This window comes from Saccharothrix carnea, from assembly GCF_003014735.1.
Classification (GTDB): domain Bacteria; phylum Actinomycetota; class Actinomycetes; order Mycobacteriales; family Pseudonocardiaceae; genus Actinosynnema; species Actinosynnema carneum.
This window is the reverse complement of record NZ_PYAX01000001.1, coordinates 496,218-518,472: the sequence shown is the minus strand read 5'-3', so window position 1 is coordinate 518,472 and position 22,255 is coordinate 496,218. Positions and strand designations below refer to the sequence as shown.

The following is a 22,255-nucleotide window of genomic DNA, read 5'->3' as shown; positions in this document are numbered from 1 at the left end:
CTACTCGTCGCGACAGGCGTGCAGCAGGGCCTGCACCGCGTCCTGCCGGTCGACGCCCAGGGCCTTGGCCGACGCGGCGTACTCGGCCGCGGCCTCGGCGAGTGCCGCGGCGGTCACCGCGTCGGTCCGGGGCACCGCCGCCACCACCGTGCCCCGGCGCCGCGCGGTGGCCAGCACACCGGCCAACTCCAGTTCGCGGTACCCGCGCGCCACCGTCCCGACCGAGAGCCCGAGGTCACGCGCCAGCTGCCGGATCGGCGGCAGCGGTGCGCCGACCGGCAGCTCGCCGACCCGGATCAGGTGCACGAGCTGGTCACGCACCTGCCGCCAGGGCGCCACCCCGCTGTCCGGGTCGACGACGATCCGGGTCACGCGGCGGTCCGCGAGGCCGGTGGCCGGGACGGGTTCGCCACCCAGATCCAGCCGCCCACCCCGACGAGCAGCGTCACGAGCCCCAGGTACCCACCCGTGGACGTGTGCTCCAGCCACGCGGGCACCGGTTCCGCCCCGGCCGCGGTGAAGTCGAGGCCGCGCAGGAAGTCGAGCCGGTTGCCCGCCACCAGCACCACCGCCGCCGTCCACGCCAGGCCGATGCCGACCGCGACCCGGGCACTGCGCGTCCGGAACGCGGCGTCCACCGGCGGCTCCGCCAACGACCGCCGACGCACCGCGAGCCGCACCACGCCCAGGACGACGACCAGGCCGCACGCCACACCGATGAGCGCGACCAGGCTCACCGGCTCGCGCATCTCCGCGAGGTACTGCACCGACACGGTCCCCTCCGCGGTGCCATCGGCGGAACGCCACACACCGTCGGCGGGGAAGGTAGCGGCGACCCGGTCCGCCCACGGCTGGGCGGCCAGCCCTGCCCCGGCCAGGAGGGCGGCCACCGCGCCGAGCACCAGCAGCAGCCCGATCGCCCACCGCGGCACCAGGTCGCGCCAGTGGCGGCGGGCCAGCGTCGCGGTCCTGGTGCCGCGCACCGGGCGCAGCGCCGCGGCGGCTTCCGCGACCAGCAGCGCAACGAGCAGCGGCGCGAAGTTGCGCACCGCGCCGGATGACTGGTCCGCGAAGCCGAACGCGCGCGCGGCGGGCCCGGCCACCACCGGCGTGAGCAGGAACAGCACCGGGTAGAGCAGCCGCCGGTCCCGCAGGTACCGCACCGCCTGCGCGCTCTGCCGGTCGTCCGGCTCGGGCACGCCCCAGCGCAGCAGGAACCGCCGCCCGGCGGACGTCGTCGGCCACAGCACGACCACCACGGCCAAGCCGATCAGTCCGTGCACCAGCGCCGTCCCGACGAGTCCGCCCACGACGCCACCCCCTTTGTGTCATCCCCTTGACACAAAGAGTCGCACGGCGGTCAACCGTGCCGCCGCGGCTTCAGTCCTTCGTGCCGCCCGGACCGCCGCCGTCCCGCACCACGATCACCACGCGGTCGTCGCTGGAGACCGGTGCGCCGCCCGCGTTCTTGTTCACCGTGCCGGACAGCGCGGTCGTGTCGTCCAGCATCACCAGCGGTCCGAGGCGGCCGAAGCCGTCCTCGCCGGTCATGGTCGCCTCCGGCTTGCCGGTGAACGCGCCCTCCGGGTTCATCGGCAGGTTGAGCAGGCCGGGGGTGGCGCTCGTGGCCACCATCACCAGGTTCGAGAACGACGCGCAGCCGCCGACACCGGGCCGCTCGGGCCACGACCACGCCGGATCGCCCAGCGCCTTGCCCGGCTGCACCCGGTACAGCAGGTCCGCCGTCGCGCCCGCGTCGGTCACCCACGTCTTCGACCCGTCGCCGGACACGCACAGCCCGCCCGGCGACTTCAGCCCGCTCGCCAGCACCCGCGAGCCCGCGGTCGGGTTGCCGCGCGCGGGCTGGCCGGCGCCGTCGATCCGCAGCACCTTCCCGGCCAGCGAGTTCGGGTCGGCCGCCGCCGCCGGGTTGCCCGCGTCACCGGTCGCAACCAGCAGCGCGCCGGTGCGGTCGTGGGCGAGCACGCCCCGGTTGCCGGTCGGGCCCTTCGGGATGCCGGTCAGCACCGGCTTGGGCACGTCGCCGGGCGCGAGCCGCAGCACCCGGTTGTCGGTCGCCGTGGTCACGTACACGTAGACCAGCTGGTCCTCGGGGTAGGTCGGCGACAGGGTGAGCCCGGTGAGCCCGCCGTCACCGGCCGCGTCCACCTCGAACTTCGCCACCTCGACCGGGTCGACGTCCTTGGTCACCTTGACCAGCCGCCCGGTGGCGCGCTCGGTCGCCAGCGCCGTCACCGCACCGGTGGTCTGGTTGACGTCGGTCAGCGCCACGCCGGAGATCGGGCTCAGGCACGTGCCGACCACGGCGGGGTTGAAGTCCTTGCAGCCCTGCGGCGGCGGCACGGGTGTCGGCTCCTGGCCGGGTGGCTGGCCCTGGGCGGGTCCCTTCGGGAGTTCACCGGGCAGCTCGGGCACCGGCCCGGCCTGCGGCGTCAACGGCTGGGCCGCGCTCCACCCCGCCGGTCCCGGCTGCTCGGGGAAGCCGGCGCAGCCCGCGGCCAGCAGGCCGAGGGCCGTCCCGATCAGCACTCCACGCAGTCGTGACACGGGTCCCAGGTTAAGCGCGGGGCCGTGAACGCGGGGTGAGCGGCCCGTCCACGTCCTCGTGCACGGCCCGCCGCACGGCGTCGGCGCGGTCGAGCAGCAGCTCCAGCTCGTCCACCACCACCTGCGGGTCCTCCAGCGGCAGGAAGTGCGTGTTCGGCAGCACCCGAACCCTGGCCTGCGGCAGCGCGGCGACCGGCCCGAGCACGCCATCGGCCGACGCCAGGAAGTCGTACCGGCCGGCCAGGACCGTGGTGGGGCACGTCACGCCGGTCAGGTCGAGCCGGGGCGTGCGGCCCAGCGCCAGCGCGAGGGTGAAGTACCAGCCCCAGTCGTGCTGGAGGTAGTGGCGCAGCGACCCGACCAGCGGCCCGCCGAGGTCCGGCACCGGAACGCGGTGCAGCACGGCGTCCAGCAGCGGCCCGGCGGCCTTCAACGCCGCCACCCCGCCGACGCCGATCAGCCGCCGCACCGCCGCCGGCACGCCGGGGATGCCGAGCGCGCTCGCGAACGTGTCACCCGGCGCGCCCGCGACGAGCATCAAGCCGGTCACCCGGTCCGGGTGCCGCAGCGCCAGCTCGGCGGCCACCGTCACGCCCATCGACCAGCCCATCACCACGCACCGCTCGACGCCGCCGTCGTCCAGCACCGCCAGCGCGTCGGCGACGTGGTCGGACACCTCGATGCGGGACGGGTCGGCCGGCCGGTCCGACGCCAGCGTGCCGCGGTGGTACCAGCTGTGCACGCGGGCCGACGGCACCTCCGGCCACACCGCGGGCACGGCGCCGAGACCGGGGCTGAGCAGCACGTCCGGCCCGTCCGCGTCGGTGCGCCACAACCTGATCCGCGTGCCGTCCGCGGAGAAGACGTCGTGCTCCCGCATGGCGGTCAGTGTGCCGTAACGTGCGAACCCGTGAGCCTCACCGTTCTGGTCCCCGACGAGCTGGGCGTCCGCGCGCTGTCCGACGTGGAGGGTGTGCGGCCCGTCCGCTACGAGCCGGGGCAGCCGCTGCCCGCCGACGCCGCGCACGCGGAAGTCCTGGTACCCAAGTTCCTGCTCGGCGCGGACCCGCGCGACGTGTTCGCGCAGCTGCCGTCGCTGAAGCTGGTGCAACTGCTGTCGGCGGGCGCCGAGCGGTTCATCGGTGTCGTACCCGATGGTGTGATGCTGTCGACGTGCCGCGGCGCGCACGGCGGCAGCACGGCCGAGTGGGCGATCGGTGCGCTGCTCGCGATCTACCGCGACTTCCCGAGGTTCGAGCGGGCCAGGCAGGAACGCCGGTGGGACTACCACCTCACCGACACGCTGCAGGACAAGAAGGTGCTCGTGGTCGGCGCGGGCGACCTGGGCGAGCAGTTCCGGCGCAGGCTGGAGCCGTTCGACGCGACCGCGACCCTGGTCGGCCGCACCGCGCGGCCCGGCGTGCACGGCGTGGACGAGCTGCCCGACCTGCTGGGCGGGTTCGACGCGGTGCTGGTCGTGGTGCCGCTGACCGAGGAGACCACCGGGATGGTCGACGCGAAGTTCCTGTCCCGGATGAAGGACGGCGCGATCCTGGTCAACGCGGCCCGCGGCGCGGTGGTCGACACCGACGCGTTGCTGGCCGAGCTGACCTCGGGGCGGCTGCGCGCGGCGCTGGACGTGACCGAGCCCGAGCCGCTGCCGACCGACCACCCGCTGTGGACGGCGCCCGGCCTGTTCCTCACCCCGCACGTGGCCGGCAGCTGCACCGGTCACGCCGAGCGGGCGTACGCCGTGGTGGCCGCCGAGGTCGCCCGGTTCGCCCGCGGCGAGCAGCCCCGGAACCTGGTCAAGGGCGAATATTAGCCCATTCGGGTGAAGGTGCACGGCGAAACGGACGCTCGCGGACGTCGTCCGAACCTCCTAACGTGCGGGTGCGTGGCTACTCACGACGACCGTTCGAGGACATCGGGCGGCTACTCCGACGACGGGTTCTACTCGACGAGTGGCGTGGGCGGAGGAGTTCACCACTTCGACGACGGCACCCGGACGATCGACGGCGACGCGTTCGGCAGGGACACGAAGGGCTTCGACACCTCCGGCTACACGCCGATCGCGGACTTGGACGACAAGCCCGCCACCCACTACGACGCCCTTGAGGACGAGGACGACCGCAAGCCGTTCGGCTGGACCGCCAGTGCCGACATCGGCCTGCTGGTGCTGCGGCTGGCGCTGGGCGGCGCGTTCGTCATGCACGGCCTGCAGAAGGTGTTCGGCCTGTTCGGCGGGCCCGGCATCGACGGGTTCGCGGCCTACCTGCAGTCCGCCGGGTTCCGCGAGGCGCGGATCCTGGCGTGGGTCACCGGCGTGACCGAGCTCGGCGGCGGCGCGCTGCTGATCCTCGGCCTGTTCACGCCGCTGGCGGCGGCGGGCGTGCTCGGCGTGATGGCGAACGTCATCGCGCTGAAGTACAAGGGCGGCTTCTTCGCGCCGAACGGCGTGGAGCTGGAGGCGGTCTACGCGGCGATGGCGTTCGGGGTGCTCTTCGCGGGCCCCGGCCGTGCCGCCTTCGACTACAACCGCAGCTGGTTCCGCCACCCGCTGCTGTCCGGTTTCATCTGCCTGGTGATCGCCGCCGGCGCGACTGCGGCGACCCTCTACGTCTTCAGGTAGACCGGCGAGGTCGCGTCGACCGTTCGCGACTCATCTCCCGGCGATCACGCTTTCCGATCGTCGGGAAGTTCAGGCGCGAACGGTCGACTTCCGGGCGACCTCGCCCGCCGTCTGCGGAGCAGCGGCAATCAGGCAGAGTTCACGTCGCGCACCGCGCCGGTGGAAGCGTCCGTCGCCATCCGGGCGTACGCGCGCAGCGCCGCCGTCACCGGGCGGACCCGGTCGACCGGCTGCCACGGCCGCTCCGAGGCCTCCATCTTGGCCCGCCGCTCGGCCAGCACGCTCTCGTCCACCAGCAGCTCCAGCCGCCGCTCGTGCACGTCGATCAGGATCCGGTCGCCGTCCTGGACCAGGCCGATCACGCCGCCCCCTGCCGCCTCCGGCGAGACGTGCCCGATCGCCAGGCCCGACGTGCCGCCGGAGAACCGGCCATCGGTGATCAACGCGCACTTCCTGCCCAGCCCCGCGCCCTTGAGGAACGCGGTCGGGTGCAGCATCTCCTGCATACCCGGCCCGCCCGCCGGACCCTCGTAGCGCACCACGAGCACGTCGCCCGGCTGGATCTCCTTCTTCAGGATCGCCGAGACGGCCTCCTCCTGGGACTCCACCACCCGCGCCGGCCCCTCGAAGTGCCACAGCTCCTCGTCGACGCCCGCCGCCTTGATGACCGCGCCGCGCTCGGCCAGGTTGCCGTGCAGCACGGCCAGGCCGCCGTCCTTGGTGTACGCGTGCCCGACGTCGCGGATGCAGCCGCCGGCCGCGTCCGTGTCCAGCTTCGACCACCGGTTGGACGTGGAGAACGCCTGCGTCGTGCGCACGCCGCCCGGCGCCGCGTGGAACAGCTCGATCGCCCGCTGCGACGGCGACTCGGCGCGGATGTCCCACTCGCCCAGCCACGACGCGACGTCCGGGCTGTGCACGGTGTGCACGTCCTCGTTGAGCAGCCCGCCCCGCCACAGCTCGCCCAGCAGGGCCGGGATGCCACCGGCCCGGTGCACGTCCTCCATGTGGTAGTCCGAGTTCGGCGACACCTTCGCCAGGCACGGCACCCGGCGGCTCACCGCGTCGATGTCGGCCAGCGTGAAGTCGACCTCGCCCTCCTGCGCGGCGGCGAGGACGTGCAGCACGGTGTTCGTGGAGCCGCCCATCGCCATGTCCAGCGCCATGGCGTTCTCGAACGCCTTGCGGTTGGCGATCGAGCGCGGCAGCACCGAGTCGTCGTCCTGCTCGTAGTACCGCTGGCACAGGTCCACGACCGTGCGGCCGGCCTCGGCGAACAGCTCGCGCCGCGCGGAGTGCGTGGCCAGCGTGGAGCCGTTGCCCGGCAGCGCCAGGCCCAGCGCCTCGGTGAGGCAGTTCATCGAGTTCGCGGTGAACATGCCCGAGCACGAGCCGCAGGTCGGGCACGCCGACCGCTCCACCTCGGCCAACCCGGCCTCGTCCACGTCCGGCGAGGCGGATGCGGCGATCGCGGTGATCAGGTCGGTCGGCGCGACGGCCACGCCGTCCACCACGACCGCCTTGCCCGCCTCCATCGGTCCACCGGAGACGAACACGACCGGGATGTTCAGGCGCATGGCCGCGTTGAGCATGCCCGGCGTGATCTTGTCGCAGTTGGAGATGCACACGATCGCGTCGGCCTGGTGCGCGTTGACCATGTACTCGACCGAGTCGGCGATGATCTCCCGCGACGGCAGCGAGTACAGCATCCCGCCGTGCCCCATGGCGATGCCGTCGTCCACCGCGATCGTGTGGAACTCGCGCGGCACCCCGCCCGCCTCGCGGACCGCCTCGGCCACGATGTCGCCGAGGTCGCGCAGGTGCACGTGCCCCGGCACGAACTGCGTGTAGGAGTTGGCGATGGCCACGATCGGCTTGCCGAAGTCGCTGTCGGTCATGCCGGTCGCACGCCAGAGCGCGCGTGCGCCCGCGGCGTTGCGGCCGTGCGTGGTGGTGCGGGAACGGAGCGGTGGCACGGCTCCTCCAGAAGTCTTTGCCAAGAGGTTCGCGTAACGACGCGCGCGGGGGTGGGGGCGCGGGAAGGTCGGAGCGGTGCCTCAGAGATTACTCCGCCGCAACGCGCCGGTGACCAGCACGGCGGCGAGCGCGAGCGTGATCACGTGCACGGCGGTGCACCACAGGCAGACCTTCCCGATCAGCAGGAACTCGGCCGCCACCAGGTACACCACGAACAGCACGCCGACGCCGACCGACACCAGCCGCGCCCAGTGCAGCGCCTCGCTGCGCCAGGCGAACGGCAGGCACGCGACGGTCAGGAACGCGAAGAACGCCAGGCCCAGCACCGCGACCGGGATGCCGAACAGCTCCGACTGCTCGCTGCTGGTGACCGTGCCGCAGTCGATCACCGAGCCCTCGGCGCACAGCAGCGCGCCCTCGGTGAAGTGCGCGATCGTGAGGTAGGTCGAGACCGCCAGGCCCGCCAGCGACAGCACCAGGCTGACCACAGGCACCCACTGTGTGCGAGAACTCACTCCTGGGACTTTACGGGCGGCGGCGTTGCGTCCCCGTCAGCCTCGGCGGGCTCCTCCGCGGGCTCGTCGGCCGCGGCCACGGCCGTCGGATCGGCCACCCGACCCCGGCTGACCTGCGACAACATCGGCAGGTGCGCGGCGCGGACGGCGGGCAGCCGCATCACGGAGTCGTCGGTCAGCACCGCCGACAACCACCCCTTCGGGACCACCTTGATCGCCTTCACGTCCGACCACGGCACCTCGCGCTTGCCGAACGTGCCCCGGGCCACGATCCGATCGCCGTCCACGGTCGTGCGGTTGCGCACCACCCACCACGCGAAGGCCGCCGGCAGCAGGTAGAGGGCTTGGAGACCGGGCACGCCCCAGGCGACGGGCGTCGCGCAGATGGCGGCGGACCCGGCGGCCAGCAGCGCGGGGGTGGGGATGCGGAACACGACTTTCGGCACGTGTCGAGATGCTGCCACTCATCGTCCGAGCGGGTGACTCCGGCCCGCGTCCACCCACGTGGAGGCTTCCACCATCCGGGAGTGCCGTCCCGCACAGTTGACGCTCCACCTGCTTCACGGTTAACGTCAGCGCCATGCAGCGCAACCTCGTTCTCGTACTTCCCAGGCGCGTCGACGCCTAGGCATTCGAGCTTGCGTCGACGCGCGACCCTCGTACGACCCGTTCGGGTTGGCGAGGGTTTTTTCGTGCCCGGACCGTGCATTCTCCTTACCCACGAGGCAGACAGATGACCAGCGCAACCTCGCGACCGGCTCCCGGAGAGTCGTCGTCGCCCCGCCCTGGACCGCGGCCGAAACCGGCCCCGCCGAGCGGCGCTCCCATCCGCGTGACCGGTGCCCAGTCCCTCGTCCGCTCGCTGGAGGCAGTGGGCTGCGAAGTGGTCTTCGGCATTCCCGGCGGCACGATCCTGCCTGCCTACGACCCCCTCCTCGACTCCACCAAGGTGCGCCACATCCTGGTCCGCCACGAGCAGGGCGCGGGCCACGCCGCCACCGGGTACGCCCAGGCCACCGGCAAGGTCGGCGTCTGCATGGCCACCTCGGGACCGGGCGCGACGAACCTCGTCACCCCGCTGGCCGACGCCAACATGGACTCCGTCCCGGTGGTCGCCATCACCGGCCAGCAGTCCCGGCCGCTGATCGGCACGGACGCGTTCCAGGAAGCCGACATCTGCGGCATCACGATGCCGATCACCAAGCACAACTTCCTCGTCACCGACGCCGCGGACATCCCGCGCGCCGTCGCCGAGGCGTTCCACCTGGCCTCGACCGGCCGACCCGGCCCCGTCCTGGTGGACATCCCCAAGGACGTGCTGCAGGAGATGACCTCGTTCTCCTGGCCGCCGGAGCTGCGCCTGCCCGGTTACCGGCCGACGACCCGGCCGCACGGCAAGCAGGTGCGCGAGGCCGCGAAGCTGATCGCCGCGGCCCGTCGCCCCGTCCTCTACGTCGGCGGCGGCGTGATCAAGGCCGAGGCGTCGGCCGAGCTGCTGGAGCTGGCCGAGTCCACCGGCATCCCGGTGGTGACCACGCTGATGGCGCGCGGCGCGTTCCCCGACTCGCACCCCCAGCACCTGGGCATGCCCGGTATGCACGGCACGGTGTCGGCGGTCGCCGCGATGCAGAAGTCGGACCTGCTGATCGCCCTCGGCGCGCGGTTCGACGACCGGGTCACCGGCCAGCTGTCCACGTTCGCGCCGGACGCGCAGGTCGTGCACGCCGACATCGACCCGGCGGAGATCTCGAAGAACCGCCGCGCGGACGTGCCGATCGTGGGCGACTGCAAGGAGATCATCAGCGAGCTGGTCGACGCGGTCCGCGCGGAGAAGGAGAACGCGGCCCGCACGGTCGACCTCGCCCCGTGGTGGGAGCAGCTCGACGCGCTGCGCGAGACGTTCCCGCTGGGCTACGACTGGCCCGAGGACGGCACGCTCTCGCCGCAGTACGCGATCGAGCGGATCGGCGCGCTGACCCCGCCCGACACCCTGTTCACCGCGGGCGTCGGCCAGCACCAGATGTGGGCCGCGCAGTTCGTGAAGTACGAGCGCCCGCGCACGTGGATCAACTCCGGCGGCCTCGGCACGATGGGCTACGCGGTGCCCGCCGCGATGGGCGCGAAGGCGGGCGTGCCGGACGTCCAGGTGTGGGCGATCGACGGTGACGGCTGCTTCCAGATGACCAACCAGGAGCTGGCCACCTGCGCCATCGAGGGCATCCCGATCAAGGTCGCCGTCATCAACAACGGCAACCTGGGCATGGTCCGCCAGTGGCAGACCCTGTTCTACGGCGAGCGCTACTCCAGCACCGACCTGGGCACGCACAAGCACCGAATCCCCGACTTCAAGCTGCTCGCCGAGGCGATGGGCTGCGCGGGTCTGCGCGCCGAGTCCCGCGAGGAGGTCGACGCGGTCATCCAGCAGGCCATGGAGATCAACGACCGGCCGGTCGTCATCGACTTCGTGGTCGGCAAGGACGCCCAGGTCTGGCCGATGGTGGCCGCGGGCACGGGCAACAGCGAGATCATGGCCGCGCGGGGCATCCGCCCGCTGTTCGACGAGGACGAATGACGATGACTAGGCACACCCTGAGCGTTCTGGTCGAGGACAAGCCCGGTGTCCTCGCGCGTGTGGCGGGCCTGTTCTCGCGGCGCGGCTTCAACATCGAGTCGCTGGCGGTCGGCCGCACCGAGCACCCCGACATCTCCCGGATGACCATCGTCGTCTCGGTGGACGAGCTGCCGCTGGAGCAGGTCACCAAGCAGCTCAACAAGCTCATCAACGTCATCAAGATCGTGGAGCTGGAGCCCGCCGCGTCGGTCCAGCGGCAGCTCCTGCTCGTCAAGGTGCGCGCCGACGCGACGGTGCGCAGCCAGGTCCTGGAGACGGTGCAGCTGTTCCGCGCGAAGGTCGTCGACGTCTCCCCGGAGGCGGTCACCGTCGAGGCCACCGGCACGTCTGAGAAGCTCGACGCGCTGCTGCGGATGCTGGAGCCCTACGGGCTCCGCGAGATCGTCCAGTCCGGCATGGTCGCCATCGGCCGTGGCGCCCGCTCCATCACCGCGACCGCGGTGCGCTGATGTTCCAGTTCCGAGGAAGGAAGTACCACCAGTGAGCGTCGAGATCTTCTACGACGACGATGCCGACCTGAGCATCATCCAGGGGCGCAAGGTCGCGGTCATCGGCTACGGCAGCCAGGGCCACGCGCACGCGCTGAGCCTGCGCGACTCGGGCGTCGACGTCCGGATCGGCCTCCCCGAGGGCTCCAAGTCCCGCGCCAAGGCCGAGGAGGAGGGCCTGCCCGTCGGCACCCCCGCCGAGGTCTCGGCCGAGGCCGACCTGATCATGATCCTGGCGCCGGACACCGCGCAGCGGCACATCTACGCCAACGACATCGCGCCGAACCTGAAGGACGGCGACGCGGTCTTCTTCGGCCACGGCTTCAACATCCGCTACGGCCTGATCACCGTGCCGTCCAACGTGGACGTCGCCATGGTCGCGCCGAAGGGCCCGGGCCACCTGGTCCGCCGCCAGTTCGTGGACGGCAAGGGCGTGCCCGCGCTGATCGCGGTCGAGCAGGACGCCACGGGCAACGCGCAGGCGTTGGCGCTGTCCTACGCCAAGGGCATCGGCGGCACGCGCGCGGGCGTCATCAAGACGACGTTCAAGGAGGAGACCGAGACCGACCTGTTCGGTGAGCAGGCGGTGCTCTGCGGTGGCGCGTCCGCGCTGGTGCAGGCCGGTTTCGAGGTGCTGACCGAGGCCGGTTACGCGCCCGAGGTCGCCTACTTCGAGTGCCTGCACGAGCTCAAGCTCATCGTGGACCTCATGTACGAGGGCGGCATCGCCCGCATGCGCTACTCGATCTCCGACACCGCCGAGTACGGCGACCTGACCCGGGGCCCGCGCGTGGTCACCCCCGCGGTCAAGGAGGAGATGCGCAAGATCCTGGGCGAGATCCAGGACGGCACCTTCGCCACCGAGTGGGTGAACGAGGACGACGCCGGCCGCGGCAACTACAAGAAGTTGCAGCAGGAGGGCGAGCAGCACCCGATCGAGGAGGTCGGCAAGAAGCTGCGCGGCCTGATGTCCTGGGTCGACCGCCCCATCACCGAAACGGCGTAAGATCGGCGGCTTTTTCGCCGGGGCCCGCGGTTCCGACCGCGGGCCCCGGTATACCTAGGCCCATGACCGACAGCGCGCCCATCTACGACGACAAGGCCCACGTCCGGGGCAACCTCGACCTCAGCGGAGCCGAGTGGATCCGCAGCGACGAGGGCGCCGAGGACGAGGAGGAGCACGTCGAGATCGCGTTCGTCGAGCACACCGACGGCGTGACGTACACGGCGATGCGCAACTCGGCCCACCCGGACGGCCCGGTGCTGGTCTTCACTCCCGCCGAGTGGGAGGCGTTCATCCTCGGCGTGAAGGACGGCGAGTTCGACGAACCCTGGTGACCCCACCGCGTGTCCTACGTTCCGGACGACCGTGTCCTACGTTCCGGACACCCGAGTTGAACGCTCGGGTCGACGCGAAGTCCATGTAGGACGCGCGTACCGGGTTCCAGCAGGTGAAACAGGGCACCCGGGTGTCAAGCACGGGGTGGGCGCTGACTATGCTCGTTAACAACCCGGACACATTGCCGTGGCCGGCCGGCGCGGGTGACGACCTGCTCGACGGCCCCGCGCTCCCCACCCGTTCACACCACCGGGAGCGACGTCCGTGACCAAGCCCGTTGTCCTCATCGCCGAGAAGCTCGCACCGTCCGTTCTCGACGTCTTCGGTGATGGCATCGAGGTGCGCCACGTCGACGGCACCGACCGTCCCGCGCTGCTCGAAGCCGTCGCCGACGCCGACGCCCTCCTGGTCCGCTCCGCCACCAAGGTCGACGCCGAGGTCTTCAAGGCCACCACCAAGCTCAAGGTCGTCGCCCGCGCGGGCGTCGGACTGGACAACGTCGAGGTGCCCGCCGCCACCGAGCGCGGCGTCATGGTCGTCAACGCGCCCACCTCGAACATCGTCAGCGCCGCCGAGCACGCCGTCGCCCTGCTGCTGGCCACCGCACGCCAGATCCCGGCCGCGCACGCCACGCTGCAGAACCACGAGTGGAAGCGCAGCAAGTTCAACGGCGTCGAGGTGCAGGGCAAGACCGTCGGCGTGGTCGGCCTGGGCAAGATCGGCCAGCTGTTCGCCGCGCGCATCGCCGCCTTCGGCACCACGCTCATCGCCTACGACCCGTACGTCAGCGCCGCCCGCGCCGCGCAGCTCGGCATCGAGCTGGTCACGCTGGAGGAGCTGCTGGAGCGCGCCGACTTCATCTCGATCCACCTGCCGAAGACCCCGGAGACCAAGGGCCTGATCGGCGCCGAGCAGCTGGCCAAGGCCAAGCGCGGCGTGATCATCGTCAACGCCGCCCGCGGCGGTCTGGTCGACGAGGAGGCGCTGGCCGAGGCCGTGAAGGAGGGCCAGGTCGGCGGCGCGGGCATCGACGTGTTCTCCACCGAGCCCACCACCGAGAGCCCGCTGTTCGGCCTGCCGAACGTGGTCGTCACCCCGCACCTGGGCGCGTCCACGAGCGAGGCGCAGGACCGGGCGGGCACGGACGTGGCCAAGTCGGTGCTGCTGGCCCTGGCGGGCGACTTCGTGCCGGACGCGGTGAACGTGCAGGGCGGCGGCGTGGTCGGCGAGGAGGTCCGCCCCTACCTGCCGCTGGTGCAGAAGCTGGGCACGGTGGTCGCGGCGCTGAGCGCGAAGGCGCCGACCGCGGTCTCGGTCGAGGTGCGCGGCGAGCTGTCCAGCGAGGACGTCGCGGTGCTGCCGCTGGCCGCGCTGCGCGGCGTGTTCTCCAGCGTGGTCGAGGAGCAGGTCACCTTCGTCAACGCCCCGGCGCTGGCGAACTCGCTCGGCGTGAGCGTCGACCTGGTCAAGGAGCCGGAGAGCGCCAACCACCGCAGCCTGGTCACGGTGCGCGCGGTGCAGGCGGACGGCGCGGTCATCACGGTGTCCGGCACCCTCACGGGCCTGGACCAGGTGGAGAAGCTGGTCGGCATCAACGGCCGCGGCTTCGACCTGCGCGCCGAGGGCAACGTGCTGCTGCTGGAGTACCCGGACCGGCCGGGCGTGATGGGCACCGTGGGCACGCTGCTCGGTGAGGCGGGCGTGAACGTCGAGGCCGCCCAGATCAGCCAGACCAAGGACGGCGCGGACGCGTTCATGCTGCTGCGCGTGGACCGCCCGGTGGACACCGCGGTGCTCGACCCGATCGGTGCGGCCGTCGGTGCGCGCACGGTGCGCTCGGTCAACTTCGACTGACCGGAAGTCCCCGAAACGGAGTAACGCCGCCGAGACCTGTCGATGTATATCGCCGCAGGTCTCGGCGGCGTCACAGTTAACCGTTAGTCGTCAAAACTGTGGTTGCCGTCACTCGTCTGGGCTAACTGATCAGCTCGATCGAGCGATTACGTTCCTCCCACGAGGTTGACCCGGTGTCGTAGAGGGCACGGCACCACGCGGGCAGTTCCCTCATTGGACGCCGCTGCCCGCCCGGTCGAATCCGACCTCGCTTGGGGCACGTTGTGAGCCGATCTCGCGTTGTCGCCAGATCTGCCGTACCGGTGCTGGCCGCGATACTCGTCGCCGGGTCCACCGCCGGTACCGCACTGGCCGCGGAAGATCCACTGGCACCGTCCGTCGCGAACGCGCGCGGGCTGGATGCCGGCAAGTTGCAGTTGAAGGTGTCCGACCGGCTGACGGCCGCCAAGGGCAGGGTCACCGCGTTCGTGGAGCTGGAGGCCAAGCCGGCCGTCGACACGTTCGCCGAGAAGACCAGCCAGGGCGCGACCAAGCAGCAGGCCAAGGACGCCGCCAAGGCGACCAAGAACGACGCCGGCCGGATCACCGACCTGGTCGTGGGCGCCCTGAAGGTCAAGGACTCCGCCACCAAGGAGCTGTACCGGACCGTCAACGGCGTGCCGGGCGTGGTCGTCCAGGCCGACGCGGCCAAGGTGCGCGAGCTGGCCCAGCGCGCGGACGTGAAGTCCGTGCGCACGGTGGTGCCGAAGTCCCGCCAGAACTCCACCGCCGTGCAGCTGACGAACACGCTCAAGGCGTGGCAGGAGTACGGCAAGCTCGGTGACGACACCCGCATCGGCATCATCGACACGGGCATCGACTACACCCACAGCGACTTCGCGGGCCCCGGCACCATCGAGGCGTTCCAGGCGATCGACGAGACCGAGGTCGACGCCTCGTACTTCCCGACCGCCAAGGTGGTCGGCGGCTACGACTTCGTCGGCAACGCCTACGACGGCGGCAGCGACGACCCGGCGCTGAACACCCCGAAGCCGGACCCGAACCCGCTCGACTGCAACGGCCACGGCTCGCACGTCGCCGGCACCGCCGCGGGCTTCGGCGTCAACGCGGACGGCTCCACCTTCAAGGGCGATTACACCAAGCTCACCCCCGAGACGCTGGACGCGATGCGCATCGGCCCCGGCACCGCGCCGAAGGCCCTGCTCTACGCGCTGAAGGTGTTCGGCTGCGACGGTTCGACCAACGTCACCGCGCAGGCCCTGGACTGGTCGCTCGACCCCGATGGCGACGGCGACTTCTCCGACCACCTCGACGTGGTCAACCTGTCGCTCGGTTCCGACTACGGCGCCCCGGACGACCCGGACAGCCTGTTCGTGCGCAAGCTCAACGCCTCCGGCGTGCTCACGGTGTTCTCCGCGGGCAACGGCGGCGACCTGTACGACATCGGCGGCTCGCCGGGCAGCACCCCCGAGGCGCTGACCGTGGCCAGCACCCGTGACGCGTACGTGCTGCGCGACGCGGTCGAGGTCACCGCGCCCGGTGGCGTGGCCGGCAAGAAGCCCGGCCAGTACAGCGTGGCCTACAACTACGAGGGCGCGGACGTCAGCGGCGCGGTCGTGGCGATGAGCGACGCGGCCAACAAGGACGGCTGCCTGCCGTTCTCGGCCGCGGACAAGGCCGCCGTCGCGGGCAAGATGGTGTGGCTGGAGTGGGACGACAACGACGCCACGCGTCGCTGCGGCTCGGTCGGCCGCACCAACAACGCCACCGCCGCGGGTGCCGTCGGCGCGCTGTTCACCTCGAACCTGGAGCACTTCAACGCGGGCATCTCCGGCAACGCGGCGATCCCGGTGTTCCAGCTGACCGGCTCGGCGACCGCCGCGCTGCGCCCGGCGCTGGCCGCGGGCACGCTGACCGTCCGCCAGGCGGGCGACCTGCGCACCTCGCTGCCCACGTACGACCAGTCCATCAGCGACACCCCGAGCTCGTTCACCTCGCGCGGCGTGCGCGGCCCGGTCGTGAAGCCGGACGTGGCCGCCCCCGGTGACTCCATCGCCTCGGCGCTGGTCGGCTCGGGCAACAAGACGATGGTCAACTCCGGCACGTCGATGGCCGCGCCGCACATCTCCGGTGTCGCGGCGCTGGTGCGCCAGGTCCACCCGGACTGGACGCCGGAAGAGGTCAAGGCCGCGGTCATGAACACCGCCGGTCACGACGTGAAGGCCGGTGGCAAGACGTACGCGCCCAACCGCGTGGGCGCCGGTCGCGTCGACGGCAAGGCCGCGGTCGAGAACCAGGTCCTCGCCTACGTGCAGGACGACCCGGGCTCGGTGTCCGCGTCGTTCGGCACCGTCGAGGTGTCCGGGCCGGTCAGCCTCACCAAGACCATCAAGGTGGTCAACAAGTCCACCAAGTGGGTGGACTACACGGTGGGCTACGAGGCGCTGACCCAGATCCCGGGCGTGCGCTACGAGCTGTCCGCGAACACCGTGCGGCTCAGCCCGCGCGGCATCGCCCGCGTCACCGTGACGCTGAAGGTCGACGACCCGGCGGCGCTGCGCAAGACGGTCGACCCGACCATCGAGGCGAACCACCTCGACGTGCCGCGCCAGTACCTGGCCGACGCGTCGGGCCGGGTCGTGCTCACGCCGACTGCCGGTTCGTCGGTTGCTTTGCGGGTGCCCGTGTACTCCGCGCCGAAGCCGGTGGCCGACATCAACGTGGCCAACAACGTCCGGGTGAACGGCAAGGGTCAGGGCGTGCTCAACCTGACCGGCCGTGGCGTCAACCAGGGCGCGTACCGGTCGCTGGTGAGCGTGCTGGAGCTGCAGGCGTCCTCGCCGCAGCTGGCGGAGTGCCGCCGCAACGTCACCACCAACTGCGTGCTGAACAACACCGCCAAGGGCGGTGACCTGCGGTACGTCGGCGCCGCCTCGACCGCGCCGCTGGCGAAGGCGCAGGGCAACCCGCAGGACGCGATGCTCGCGTTCGGTGTCGCGACCTGGGGCAACTGGTACAACCTGGGCAGCAACACCATCCCGTTCATCGACATCGACACCAACGGTGACGGCACGTTCGACTACGAGGTCTACGCGACCAAGCTGACCGACACCGACCTGCTGGTCGCGGCCACGGTGGACCTGAGCACCGGCGCCACGGTCGACCTGCAGGGCGTCAACGGCCAGTTCGGCGACGTCGACACGAATGTGTTCGACACGAACGTGGTGGTCCTGCCGGTGCTGCTGTCGGCGCTGGGCATCGACGCGTCGGCGGACACCTCGCGGATCAGCTACCAGGTCGGCGTGGCCGGGTTCTACGTGGCACCGGGCACGTCCAACGGCCTGATCGACTCGATCCCGAACGCGCTGTCGTTCGACCCGCTCAAGCCGGGCCTGTGGGTGCAGGGCGGCGGCGACGCCGCGCTGTCCTACCAGGCTCGTCCGGCGACCGCGCTGGTGGTCAACCGGGACGCCGCCGCCGTCGCGGTCGACGGCTCGGACAGCCTGCTGGTCCTGCACCACCACAACGCCACGGGTGACAAGGCGGACGTGGTGAAGGTGCGGGCGCCGTCGACGGTGAGCCCGGCCATCCGCTCGGTGGCCTGATCGTCGTGCACCGCTCTGGCCGGTCGGGGACTGCCCCGGCCGGCCAGAGCCGTTTACGCGCATCGGGTGACGCCCGATCGGGGGCACTGAACCGTTCGGGTGTCCCGCAGTCCGGGAGATATGGCCACGGAGGGGTGTTCCGAGTGCGGTTTCACCGCCTCGGACCGGTAGCCTTTCGCAATGGAAACTAGTCCCGCGCAATGGGACTGATACCTGGGAGGTGTGTGGATGCGGCTCGCAGTGATCCCAGGAGACGGGATCGGGCCCGAGGTCGTCGCCGAGGCCCTGAAGGTGCTCGGTGAGGTCGTTCCAGCGGCTGAGATCACCCGCTACGACCTCGGCGCGGCGCGCTGGCACGCCACAGGTGAGTTGCTGCCGGAGTCCGTGCTCGGGGAACTCCGCCAGCACGACGCGATCCTGCTCGGCGCCGTGGGCGACCCGTCGGTGCCGAGCGGAATCCTGGAACGCGGCCTGTTGCTGCGGCTCCGGTTCGAGCTCGACCACCACGTGAACCTGCGCCCGGCCCGGCTCTACCCCGGCGTGCGCAGCCCGATCGCCGACCCACCGGAGATCGACATGGTGGTGGTGCGCGAGGGCACGGAGGGCCTGTACGCCGGCAACGGCGGGCTCTTGCGGAAGGACACGCCGCACGAGATCGCGACCGAGGTGTCGATCAACACGTCGTTCGGCGTGGAGCGGGTGGTGCGCGACGCGTTCGCCCGTGCCGCGAACCGGCCGCGCAAGCACCTCACGCTCGTGCACAAGACCAACGTGCTCACGCACGCCGGGTCGTTGTGGTCGCGCGTGGTGGAGGAGGTGTCGTTGCAGCACCCGGACGTGACGGTGGCCTACCAGCACGTGGACGCGGCGACGATCCACCTGGTCACCGACCCGGGCCGGTACGACGTGATCGTGACGGACAACCTGTTCGGCGACATCCTGACCGACCTGGCGGCGGCCGTGACCGGCGGCATCGGGCTGGCGGCGTCGGGCAACCTCGACGTGACGCGGCGCAACCCGAGCATGTTCGAGCCGGTGCACGGCAGCGCGCCGGACATCGCGGGCCAGGGCATCGCCGACCCGACGGCGGCGGTCCTCTCCGTCGCCCTGATGCTGGACCACCTGGGCGAGTCCGAGGCGGCCCGGCGGATCGAGGCGTCGGTGGCCTTTGATCTGGCGACTCGTGACCACTCGTCGCCGGGCGCCACCTACGCGGTGGGCGACCGCCTGGCCGCCCTCGTCTCCTCCAACGTCCGCACCGCCTAGAACCCGAGAGTCCAACGCTCAACCCTCGAGAGTCCAACGCTCAGCACGCGAGAGTCGTACGTCGGGAACGCGAGAGTCCAACGTTCACGACACCTGAATTCAACGCTCAGCGTCACGCCGGCCGAGCCGAGCGTTGAATTCACCCTCGCTGAACGTACGACTCTCGGCACGTGAGCGTTGGACTCTCGCGGCGGAGTAGCAGTGATCAGGGCCACCACGGCGAAGTCGTGGTGGCCCTGAGCGCGTCACGGGTCGTAAGGTCGCGGGAGCCGCCCGTGGGGGAAGTCCGGTCGAAGTCCGGCGCTGACCCGCAACGGTAGGCCGAGCACCACGCTCGGCGAGCCCGATCACCCGCGGGCGGTGGGAAGAAGCTCCAACTCCTGCCGTGGTCTGCGGGACGGGTGCGCCGGCCTGCCACGTGCGGGTGCGGGTGGGCCGGTCTGGGCCACCCGTCCGAAAGGCGACCGGTGACCTCCACCCCCACCCCGGTGCGCACACCGCCGCCGACACCGCGCCGCCCGCCCACCGCGGGCCTGTGTCTGGCCCTCACCGCCGTCCTGGCCGCCTCGATCGTGGCCGGCGTCGCGCTGGGACCGGTGCGCATCCCGTTCGACGACGTCGTCCGCTTCCTCGCCGCCGCGCTCACCGGCGGCACGATCGACGCCGCCGAGGCGGGCCCCTACCGGATCGTCTGGGACATCCGCCTGCCCCGCGTCCTGCTCGCCGCCGTGGTCGGCGCGGGCCTGTCCGTGGTCGGCGTCGCCATCCAGGCCATGGTCCGCAACGCCCTCGCCGACCCGTACGTGCTGGGCATCTCCTCCGGCGCGAGCGTCGGCGCCACCGCCGTCGTCACCACGGGCCTGTTCGCCTCGCTCGGCATCTACGCCCTGTCCACGGCCGCGTTCCTCGCCGCCCTCGCCGCGATGGCCCTGGTCTACGTCGTCACGGGCCGCGACCTCACCCCGTTGCGCCTGGTCCTCACCGGCACCGCCCTGGCCTACGGCTTCTCCGCCGTCGCCATGCTGCTGGTCTTCCAGTCGCCGCGCGGTGAAGCCGCACGGGCCGCGATGTTCTGGCTGCTGGGCAGCCTCGGCGGCGTCACCTGGACGTCGCTGCCGATCGCCGCCGCCGTCACCGCCGCGGGCGTGGTCTACCTCCGCACCCGCGCCAAGCACCTCAACGCCCTCTCCCTGGGCGACGAGACGGCCACCACCCTCGGCATCGACGTCACCCGCACCCGCAAGGCGTTGTTCGGCGTCACGGCCGCCATGACCGGCGTGCTGGTCGCGGTGAGCGGCGCGGTCGGGTTCGTCGGCCTCATGCTGCCGCACCTGGTCCGCCTCACCGTCGGCGCGGACCACCGCAAGGTGCTCGCCGTGGCGCCCCTCGCCGGTGCCTGCTTCCTCATCTGGGTGGACGTCGCCGCACGCCTGCTCGCCGCGCCCGAGGAGCTGCCCCTGGGCGTCATCACGGCCGCGCTGGGCGTGCCGTGCTTCATCCTGCTGATGCGCCGCCGCGGCTACGTGTTCGGCGGTCGCTGATGGACGTCCGACTCGAAGACCTCACCGTCGCCGGCATCCTGCACGGCATCGACCTGCACGCACCCGCGAACGAGGTGCACGGCATCGTCGGCCCCAACGGCAGCGGCAAGTCCACCACGCTGCGCTGCGTGTACCGGGCGCTCGCACCGTCCGGGGGAGTGGTCCTCCTCGACGGCCGCGACATCACGCGGTCGAAGATCCGCGACACCGCCGTGAACCTGGCCGCGCTCACCCAGGACAGCCACGTCGAGTTCGACTTCACCGTCACCGAAGTCGTCGCCATGGGACGGCTGCCGCACCGGACCACCCCCGCCCGCGACGACGAAGTGGTGGCCGAGGCACTGTCGCGAGTGGACGCCGCCCACCTGGCGCACCGCGGCTTCCTGAGCCTGTCCGGCGGCGAGCGCCAACGCGTCCTCATCGCCCGCGCCCTCGCCCAGCAGCCCAAGGTGCTCGTCCTGGACGAACCCACCAACCACCTCGACATCAGCCACCAGCTCGCGGTCCTCGCGCTGGTCCGGAGCCTGGGCGTGACCGTCCTCGCGGTGCTGCACGACCTCAACCTCGCCGCCGCCCACTGCGACCGCCTGCACGTGCTGGACCACGGCCGCGTGGTGCGCAGCGGCAAGCCGGAGGAAGTGCTCACCCCCGAAGTGCTGCACGACGTGTTCCAGGTCCGCGCCCACGTCGTGCGCCACCCCACCAGCGGCGTACCCCAACTGCTCTTCGAACACCAGGAGTCCGCGTGAAGAAGCTCGTCGCCCTCGCCGTCCTGCTCACGACGGGCTGCGGCGCGCACATCGCGCCGACCGCCGCCGCGGACACGGTCACCGTCACCAACTGCGGGCAGCGGGTCGCGTACGCGAAACCGTCCCGTGTGGTCACCAACGACACCGGTATCGCCGAGCTCATGTTCGCGCTCGGCCTGGGCGACCGGATGGCCGGCTACGTGATCGGCGGCGGCCAGGCGAAGGACGTCGCCTCCTCACCGTGGCGAGCGGACTTCGAGCGGGTGCCGAACCTCGGCGAGCAGATCACCAAGGAACTGGTCCAGGGCGCCGGCGCCGACTTCGTGTTCGCGGGCTGGAACTACGGCTTCTCCGAGTCGACCGGGTTCACCCCGGACGCCCTGGCCGACCTCGGCATCGCCACCTACCAGCTCACCGAGGCGTGCCGCAACGGCGTGGGCAAGCAGCGCGGCATCATGCCGCCGTTGGACGCCCTCTACACCGACCTGCGCAACCTCGGCGACATCTTCGGCGTGCGGGACAAGGCCGAGGAGCTGATCGTGGGCTACCGGAAGCAGGTCGCCGCCGCCGAAGCGCTCGTCAAGCCGAACCGGCCGAAGGTGTTCCTCTACGACAGCGGCCTCGACCAGCCGTTCACCTCGGGCCGCAACGCCGCGCCGCAGGACATCATCGGCAAGGCGGGCGGCGACAACATCTTCGGCGACCTCGACGACAGCTGGACCACGGTCGGCTGGGAGGCCGTCGTGGACCGCGCGCCGGACGTCGTGCTGATCAACGACTACGCCGACGGCGAGGCGACCACACCGGACGAGAAGCGGGCGTTCCTGGAGTCCTACCCGCCGCTGGCCGACGTGCCCGCGATCAAGCACGAGCGGTTCTTCGTGCTGCCCTACGCGGCGCTGGTGGAGAGCCCGCGCAACCCGGCCGCGATCGAGGCGTTCGCAAGGTTCCTGGTCGATAGCGTCCACCCATAGGGTGGGACGACCCGTCCGCGGCTTGGTATCCGCGGACGGGTTGTGGCACCATCGGTGACGTGGCTCTCCACACCGTGATCATTATTGACCAGCGCGTCGGGTAGTGCTCCTCGAA

At 71.6% G+C, this 22,255-nt stretch carries 19 protein-coding genes; 12 read left to right on the top strand and 7 right to left on the bottom strand.

What is annotated here, in order from left to right:
* The 4 genes from B0I31_RS02550 to B0I31_RS02535 all read right to left on the bottom strand — a co-directional run bounded on the left by B0I31_RS02550 (window position 1) and on the right by B0I31_RS02535 (window position 3,448).
* Entirely contained in the window at window positions 1-372 is a 372-nt protein-coding gene (locus B0I31_RS02550; protein WP_106613629.1) for a GntR family transcriptional regulator, read from the bottom strand.
* Complete coding sequence (locus B0I31_RS02545) at window positions 369-1,310, bottom strand: hypothetical protein (RefSeq protein ID WP_106613628.1); 942 nt, start codon at window positions 1,308-1,310, stop codon at window positions 369-371. The genes B0I31_RS02550 and B0I31_RS02545 overlap by 4 nt, the downstream gene beginning before the upstream one ends.
* Window positions 1,311-1,380: 70 nt before the next feature.
* Window positions 1,381-2,568 carry a PQQ-dependent sugar dehydrogenase gene (locus B0I31_RS02540; protein WP_106613627.1) on the bottom strand — a complete coding sequence of 396 codons (1,188 nt, stop codon included), beginning with the start codon at window positions 2,566-2,568 and terminating at the stop codon, window positions 1,381-1,383.
* 10 nt (window positions 2,569-2,578) lie between these two features.
* Window positions 2,579-3,448, bottom strand: coding sequence for an alpha/beta fold hydrolase (locus B0I31_RS02535; protein WP_106613626.1), 870 nt, complete (start codon window positions 3,446-3,448; stop codon window positions 2,579-2,581).
* Between the two features lie 30 nt (window positions 3,449-3,478).
* On the opposite strand from B0I31_RS02535, the gene B0I31_RS02530 reads away from it, so the two are divergent.
* Both B0I31_RS02530 and B0I31_RS02525 read left to right on the top strand, forming a co-directional pair.
* Window positions 3,479-4,393, top strand: coding sequence for a 2-hydroxyacid dehydrogenase (locus B0I31_RS02530; protein WP_106613625.1), 915 nt, complete (start codon window positions 3,479-3,481; stop codon window positions 4,391-4,393).
* A gap of 72 nt (window positions 4,394-4,465) precedes the next feature.
* Window positions 4,466-5,200: a DoxX family protein gene (locus tag B0I31_RS02525; protein ID WP_106613624.1), complete on the top strand. Its 735-nt coding sequence runs from the start codon at window positions 4,466-4,468 to the stop codon at window positions 5,198-5,200.
* A gap of 128 nt (window positions 5,201-5,328) precedes the next feature.
* Here B0I31_RS02525 and ilvD read toward each other — a convergent pair whose 3' ends face one another.
* From ilvD to B0I31_RS02510, 3 genes are all read right to left on the bottom strand, one after another.
* Window positions 5,329-7,176 carry a dihydroxy-acid dehydratase gene (gene ilvD, locus B0I31_RS02520; protein ID WP_106613623.1) on the bottom strand — a complete coding sequence of 616 codons (1,848 nt, stop codon included), beginning with the start codon at window positions 7,174-7,176 and terminating at the stop codon, window positions 5,329-5,331.
* Window positions 7,177-7,257: 81 nt separating this feature from the next.
* A complete protein-coding gene (locus B0I31_RS02515) occupies window positions 7,258-7,692 on the bottom strand; it encodes a vitamin K epoxide reductase family protein (RefSeq protein WP_106613622.1) in 435 nt (144 codons plus the stop codon).
* Window positions 7,689-8,138: a PH domain-containing protein gene (locus B0I31_RS02510; RefSeq protein WP_181319952.1), complete on the bottom strand. Its 450-nt coding sequence runs from the start codon at window positions 8,136-8,138 to the stop codon at window positions 7,689-7,691. Before B0I31_RS02510 ends, B0I31_RS02515 begins: the two co-directional genes overlap by 4 nt.
* Before the next feature lie 287 nt (window positions 8,139-8,425).
* Between B0I31_RS02510 and B0I31_RS02505 the strand changes: the two genes are divergently transcribed.
* From B0I31_RS02505 to B0I31_RS02460, 10 genes are all read left to right on the top strand, one after another.
* On the top strand, window positions 8,426-10,264 hold the full coding sequence (locus tag B0I31_RS02505) for an acetolactate synthase large subunit (RefSeq protein ID WP_425444341.1): 1,839 nt from the start codon (window positions 8,426-8,428) through the stop codon (window positions 10,262-10,264).
* 2 nt (window positions 10,265-10,266) lie between these two features.
* Entirely contained in the window at window positions 10,267-10,773 is a 507-nt protein-coding gene (gene ilvN / locus B0I31_RS02500; RefSeq protein WP_053723072.1) for an acetolactate synthase small subunit, read from the top strand.
* A 31-nt stretch (window positions 10,774-10,804) separates the two neighbouring features.
* A complete protein-coding gene (gene ilvC / locus B0I31_RS02495; RefSeq protein WP_106613620.1) occupies window positions 10,805-11,818 on the top strand; it encodes a ketol-acid reductoisomerase in 1,014 nt (337 codons plus the stop codon).
* A gap of 62 nt (window positions 11,819-11,880) precedes the next feature.
* Window positions 11,881-12,150 (top strand): DUF397 domain-containing protein, encoded by a 270-nt coding sequence (locus B0I31_RS02490; protein ID WP_073891637.1) that lies wholly within the window; start codon window positions 11,881-11,883, stop codon window positions 12,148-12,150.
* Between the two features lie 265 nt (window positions 12,151-12,415).
* The gene (gene serA, locus B0I31_RS02485; RefSeq protein WP_106613619.1) at window positions 12,416-14,005 is read left to right on the top strand and encodes a phosphoglycerate dehydrogenase; all 1,590 of its coding nucleotides are present in this window, start codon (window positions 12,416-12,418) and stop codon (window positions 14,003-14,005) included.
* 263 nt (window positions 14,006-14,268) lie between these two features.
* Window positions 14,269-17,610 carry a S8 family serine peptidase gene (locus B0I31_RS02480; RefSeq protein ID WP_106613618.1) on the top strand — a complete coding sequence of 1,114 codons (3,342 nt, stop codon included), beginning with the start codon at window positions 14,269-14,271 and terminating at the stop codon, window positions 17,608-17,610.
* Window positions 17,611-17,838: 228 nt separating this feature from the next.
* A complete protein-coding gene (locus B0I31_RS02475; protein ID WP_073891631.1) occupies window positions 17,839-18,876 on the top strand; it encodes a 3-isopropylmalate dehydrogenase in 1,038 nt (345 codons plus the stop codon).
* Between the two features lie 467 nt (window positions 18,877-19,343).
* A complete protein-coding gene (locus B0I31_RS02470) occupies window positions 19,344-20,417 on the top strand; it encodes a FecCD family ABC transporter permease (protein ID WP_425444340.1) in 1,074 nt (357 codons plus the stop codon).
* The gene (locus tag B0I31_RS02465; protein WP_106613617.1) at window positions 20,417-21,166 is read left to right on the top strand and encodes an ABC transporter ATP-binding protein; all 750 of its coding nucleotides are present in this window, start codon (window positions 20,417-20,419) and stop codon (window positions 21,164-21,166) included. The genes B0I31_RS02470 and B0I31_RS02465 overlap by 1 nt, the downstream gene beginning before the upstream one ends.
* Window positions 21,163-22,140 carry an ABC transporter substrate-binding protein gene (locus tag B0I31_RS02460; protein ID WP_106613616.1) on the top strand — a complete coding sequence of 326 codons (978 nt, stop codon included), beginning with the start codon at window positions 21,163-21,165 and terminating at the stop codon, window positions 22,138-22,140. Before B0I31_RS02465 ends, B0I31_RS02460 begins: the two co-directional genes overlap by 4 nt.
* The last annotated feature ends 115 nt before the right edge of the window (window positions 22,141-22,255 follow it).

What these genes read in the sequence shown, in the direction of transcription:
- B0I31_RS02535 (WP_106613626.1), bottom strand. Translation starts at nt 3,448, where the DNA reads ATGCGGGAGCACGACGTCTTCTCCGCGGACGGCACGCGGATCAGGTTG.
- B0I31_RS02505 (WP_425444341.1), top strand. Translation starts at nt 8,426, where the DNA reads ATGACCAGCGCAACCTCGCGACCGGCTCCCGGAGAGTCGTCGTCGCCC.
- ilvN (WP_053723072.1), top strand. Translation starts at nt 10,267, where the DNA reads ATGACTAGGCACACCCTGAGCGTTCTGGTCGAGGACAAGCCCGGTGTC.
- B0I31_RS02490 (WP_073891637.1), top strand. Translation starts at nt 11,881, where the DNA reads ATGACCGACAGCGCGCCCATCTACGACGACAAGGCCCACGTCCGGGGC.
- B0I31_RS02475 (WP_073891631.1), top strand. Translation starts at nt 17,839, where the DNA reads ATGCGGCTCGCAGTGATCCCAGGAGACGGGATCGGGCCCGAGGTCGTC.
- B0I31_RS02465 (WP_106613617.1), top strand. Translation starts at nt 20,417, where the DNA reads ATGGACGTCCGACTCGAAGACCTCACCGTCGCCGGCATCCTGCACGGC.